At 59.5% G+C, this 4783-nt stretch carries 3 protein-coding genes and 1 pseudogene; 3 read left to right on the top strand and 1 reads right to left on the bottom strand.

What is annotated here, in order from left to right:
• Positions 1-584 precede the first annotated feature (584 nt).
• Positions 585-1073 (top strand): TspO/MBR family protein, encoded by a 489-nt coding sequence (locus GSQ76_RS23510; RefSeq protein ID WP_158746544.1) that lies wholly within the window; start codon positions 585-587, stop codon positions 1071-1073.
• 27 nt (positions 1074-1100) lie between these two features.
• Here GSQ76_RS23510 and GSQ76_RS23505 read toward each other — a convergent pair.
• Positions 1101-1892: pseudogene (locus GSQ76_RS23505) on the bottom strand (DUF2189 domain-containing protein).
• A gap of 547 nt (positions 1893-2439) precedes the next feature.
• Between GSQ76_RS23505 and GSQ76_RS23500 the strand changes: the two are divergent.
• On the top strand, positions 2440-3777 hold the full coding sequence (locus GSQ76_RS23500; protein WP_158746543.1) for a BLUF domain-containing protein: 1338 nt from the start codon (positions 2440-2442) through the stop codon (positions 3775-3777).
• A gap of 434 nt (positions 3778-4211) precedes the next feature.
• Complete coding sequence (locus GSQ76_RS23495; RefSeq protein WP_256367020.1) at positions 4212-4781, top strand: PAS domain-containing protein; 570 nt, start codon at positions 4212-4214, stop codon at positions 4779-4781.
• Positions 4782-4783 lie beyond the last annotated feature (2 nt).

The following is a 4783-nucleotide window of genomic DNA, read 5'->3' as shown; positions in this document are numbered from 1 at the left end:
GTAGATGCATGCCACGCAATGGCACGTGAGCCACCCCGCCGATGACCGCCGGTTCCTGCCAGCCGCCGCACCTGGTCGCCGATCTGAATGGCACATGCATGCGGCCCAGCTGCTTGCCACCATCGCCATGAGCGGTGAACTCACGGCCTCCACCAGCGCATGGCCCGCAACATCCTGAAGCGCAGGCAGAACAAGGCTTGGGAAGCGCTGACAAACTTGGGTGGACGCTGCGGCCGGGGTCTTCCGACCTCGCCCAGCAGGCGCTCAAGTAGCAGAGAGGCATCCAGACCCGTGTGTCCGTGTGAATCGACCATCCGCAGCATTGGTCCCACGATGCCGCCAACCAGGGTGACCGATCCCAGCCGGGGCGTGGTAGGACGGGTGAGGGGAGTTCTAATTGATCGACTAACGCAGCCGCAGTTGAATATCTCGGCAGGCAGGCAGGCGAAGCCGGTGCTGAGACAGTGCAGTTAGTCGAAGGTTGGGCCGATGTCTTACCCGAACCATTCTTCCACCGATGGTCCGATGACGTGCTGCCAGGCTCCTCGACACGGCGCTCCGAAAGGCATTAGTTTCTTGGAAGAATGAATATTTCAGCGACACTCAGCCTGATACCTTTTATTGCGGCGTGCTTTATCGTGGCACTATCCGGGGCTGTGTTCCGACCGGGGGAATGGTACGAAGGTCTTGCCAAACCGGCTTGGCGGCCACCCAATTGGCTGTTCGGGCCAGCTTGGACAGTCCTTTACATCTGCATCGCCGTGTCAGGCTGGTTTGTCTGGCGCCAAGTGGGTTTCACTGGTGCGCCCGTCGCTATGAGCGTTTACGCCATACAGCTTCTGTTGAATGCAGGTTGGTCGGCCTGTTCGTTCGGATTGCGCCGGCTGGACCTGGCATTTGGGGAACTGATCCTGCTTTGGCTTTCGATCGTCGCCAACATAGCCGTATTTGCACAAATCAGTGCCACGGCCATGATCTTGCTCATCCCTTACCTCGCTTGGGTTACCTTTGCGGGCGTATTGAACTTCAGGCTCTGGCAAATGAATCGCGTACTCGCTGAGCGGCCTGGCTAACCAGGCCGCTCAGCGACTCGATTGTAGCTATGCGACGACCCGGCGATACAGATGCCACGTGGCATGGCCAAGGATTGGCAGCACGACGGCGAGCCCAACCATGACAAATGCCGCCCCAAGCAACAAGGATACGCCGACGATCAGTCCCCAAACCGCCATGACTACGGGGTTGGCCCGCACGGCCCGCAGGGATGTGTGAATTGCGACCACCGGCCCGACGTCGCGGTCCAGCAGCATCGGCAGCGACACGACGGTCATTGAAAGCACGACGACTGCAAACAGGAAGCCGACCAGATTGCCGACGACGGCAAGGCGGATCCCCGCCGGCGTATTGAACACATCATGGGCCAGGCTTGCTACCGTCGCTGAAGCCATGTCTCCCACGATGCCATGATAGATTGCGGTTGCTGCTGACAGCCACGCAATGAAGATTGCAACCAACATTACCGACACGGCAGCAATTGAGCCGATCGATGGGGAGCGCAGCACATCGAAGCAGTTCAACCAGGAGACTTCGTCGTCTCACTCCCGTCGGCGGCTGAGCTCATACAGCCCGATCGCCGCGATCGGTCCGACGAGCGCAAAGCCGGACACGATGGGAAAGAGCAATGGTACGACCGCCCCACCGAATGCGGCTCGTGCAGCGACTAATCCAACGATCGGGTAGACGATGCACAGAAATACCAACTGCGTCGGCGCTGCTCGGAAGTCATTCCACCCTTGTGACAAACAAGTTATCAGGTCGTGGATGGTGATCTTGCGAATCTGCGGCTGTGACACTGCGTACGGAACAGTCGTCCCGGTGAAAACATAGGACATGAACACCTCCTTCGCCTCTGGGGGCGATTTTGATTGGAGGCAGGTAGACCGCTGGGCTAGGTATAGGCTGCCGAGCGGCTGGCCGAACCTCAGTCCGAATAGCATGACACAGACGGGCGATCGTTTAGACCGTTGCACGTACAATTGATCTCGGTCTAGCAGGGCAGGGACTGGTGTGCTGTTTGGCCTTGGGGAACAGGCGCTTGATGCCGGCAGTTATGAGCCGGAGCGATGCGGGTCGGCTCAACCGCTACCAGCGGCGACGTGCTTGAAGCTCGCACCACCTCAGACCAACGCGGCACCCGAATCCGGCGCGCTGCTAGCGGAGGCGGCAAGATCTCAAACGGGATGCTCCAAAACCCGTCGGCAGCGTTAGCAAATATTAGTCAGAAGTCTTGGCCTAACTGCCAATCGACGCCGAAGCATATTGGCTAGACTGCTTATCAAAAATATGTGTTGACGAAACGTTGCTGATTCAGCGAAATCCCAATTCTCGATCGCCACGATGGCCAACTGGACCCGAAAGAGGATCAATGGGGAGCGGGTGATGTCCGGGATCATATCGCCGATTGGCGGCGCTAGCAGCGGCCAAGCGCTGTCAACGATTGTGTACCGCAGCCGCGCCGTTCGCGCGCTGGGACCATCCGCGCTACGCGAGTTGACACTTGCCGCCCAGTCGCGAAACAATCGCGAAGCGGTGACCGGCCTGATGCTGTACGATCAGGATCGTTTCTTCCAGTGGCTCGAGGGGCCGCCAGAATGTGTCGACCGGATCATGACATCGATCCGAAACGACACTCGCCATACCGACATCGAGGTCCTCAACGCGCAATCTGCGACCCGGCGCATGTTCGACGGCTGGAGCATGAAGCTCGCCGCACAGGTTCCAACGCAGTGGCGTGGCGATGTGATTGATCCGCCGCAGGATGTCGTTGCTCAGTTGCACTTGCGTCCTGAGATAGCGCCTAGCCTGCTCATTCGACTGGTAGCCGTTTCTGTCGACATGAGGCAGCCGCATTTGTCTGGAGAGGCAAGTCCTGCTGCGCTGCGGAAGAACACGGCAGCGATCCTCAAGAGCGTGTTTCTATCGACCGTCATCCCGGCCTTGGCAGATGGCCATGGGATTGTGGTGCAGCCGGATGAGACCTGGCCAGCCAGCAATCGTGTTCGTGAATTGGTAGACCTGTTGATAGCGCCCGACCAAACTGCAGCGGTCGAACTCATCAGGGAAATGCGTGACATCAATGCTCCCGCTATGCCGATCTACGCGACCTTGTTCGAGCCCGCGGCTCGCAGGCTCGGCGATCTTTGGAGCGAAGATTTCTGCAGCGAGTTCGATGTCACGATGGCCCTGTCCCGTCTGCAAACGGCAGCGCGGCTGGTGTCGACCGGACGATGCTCGGAAATGCCCTGGCGGCCAAACTCCGCCGTGCTGGTCGTGCCCGAACCAGGTGAGCTGCATCAGTTGGGCGCGGCATTGGATTCCGATGTGCTGCGCAACGCCGGCTGGTCCCCGCATTCCGAATTTCCAACCAGCGACCAAGCGTTGCAGGATCTCGTATCAGGCGTTTGGTTCGACGCTCTGGATCTTTCGCTAAGCTCGGCTTTCCGCCGCGACAATCGGCTCTCTCAACTGACGGAGACAATCGTCAGTGCGCGCCGGGCATCGCTGAACCCGGCGCTGGTGGTCATCGTCGGCGGTCGGGTTTTCGTCGAAGACAAGGCCGCAGGTGGCATGGTAGGGGCAGATTTGGCGAGCAAAACCTCGACCGACATCGGTCGGTTACTGTCAAAGATATTACCAACGCCGAAGCTCGGGCCGCACGGAACCAACTTCTCGAGCCAGGCTTTGACAGCGTATTCGGCTTCGATAATGGCTCCGTAGAAGGGGGGACTGAATGCCAAGTCAGGAATTCGAGGATATATTGACCTCACTCCAGCAGATCGTCCGGCAAGCCTATAGCCTAGGGCGGAGCGAAGCACTGAAACAGGTCGTCGAGGTTTTGAAGGCCGATGCCGCTTCGGCCAAACCTCTGGCCCTACTAGGCCCGGCCGATGAACCGGCGCCGTCCATAGCGCCACACGCGGGCGAACATGTTGCAACGCCGCAAGTAGCCCCAGACCCCTTGAAGGCCAGTAACGACGATCACGGCGCGTCGGGGCTGGGCGGGGAGGTCACGCCGTGGTGGGCACGAGCGCCTCGCACGATGTGGTAACGGCGCTCTGCCGATAGACCAGCGACCGGAATGCAGTCATCCTCCCGACCGGGAGGCTTGAAACTTGAGCGCTATAGCAATCCGGGATGCACTCACGACCGCGATGCAGTATAGTACTGCGCCGATGGTGTTGTGCGACCCCCATCTGGCCGATACGCCGATGGTGGCCGCCAATCGCGCATTCGAAGAACTGTCTGGCTATCCCATAGACGAAATCGTTGGTCGCAACTGCCGATTTCTGCAGGGCCAAGATACCGATCCGGTATCGCAACGCCGTATTCGCGGCTGTCTCGACGCAGGCCAGGGCTGCATCGAATGGATCGTCAACTACCGTCGTGACGGCTCGAAGTTCTACAACCTGCTCTTCATTTCACCGGTTCATGACGCCGACGGTAGCCTGCTGTTCTTCTTCGGCAACCAACTCGACATCACGATGGGATCGCCCGATTGGCTGAACGAGGTTCAATTTGGCAGCGCTCAAATCGTTCCTGCCCTGGAAGAAGAATTCCATGTGCTGCTGAAGGAGGTCGGAGTCGCCGCGCAAACGCAGGGACTGGAGCGGATCGTTGCAGCCGCACACCGGCTTGCCGAAATCTCGACCAAGCTCGAGCCCGGCGTGCTGGAGGCATTCAAGGCCGGGCGGCAACCAGCAACGGCAAGGCCGGCGAGCTAGAT

This window comes from Acidisphaera sp. L21 (genome assembly GCF_009765685.1).
Taxonomy (GTDB): domain Bacteria; phylum Pseudomonadota; class Alphaproteobacteria; order Acetobacterales; family Acetobacteraceae; genus LMUY01.
Note: the sequence above shows the minus strand (reverse complement) of the source record. Positions and strands in the feature narration are given on the sequence as shown.

Bases quoted from the DNA above. Each gene is read 5' to 3' on its own strand.
- GSQ76_RS23495 (WP_256367020.1), top strand. From the start codon at position 4,212: ATGCAGTATAGTACTGCGCCGATGGTGTTGTGCGACCCCCATCTGGCC.
- GSQ76_RS23500 (WP_158746543.1), top strand. From the start codon at position 2,440: ATGTCCGGGATCATATCGCCGATTGGCGGCGCTAGCAGCGGCCAAGCG.
- GSQ76_RS23510 (WP_158746544.1), top strand. From the start codon at position 585: ATGAATATTTCAGCGACACTCAGCCTGATACCTTTTATTGCGGCGTGC.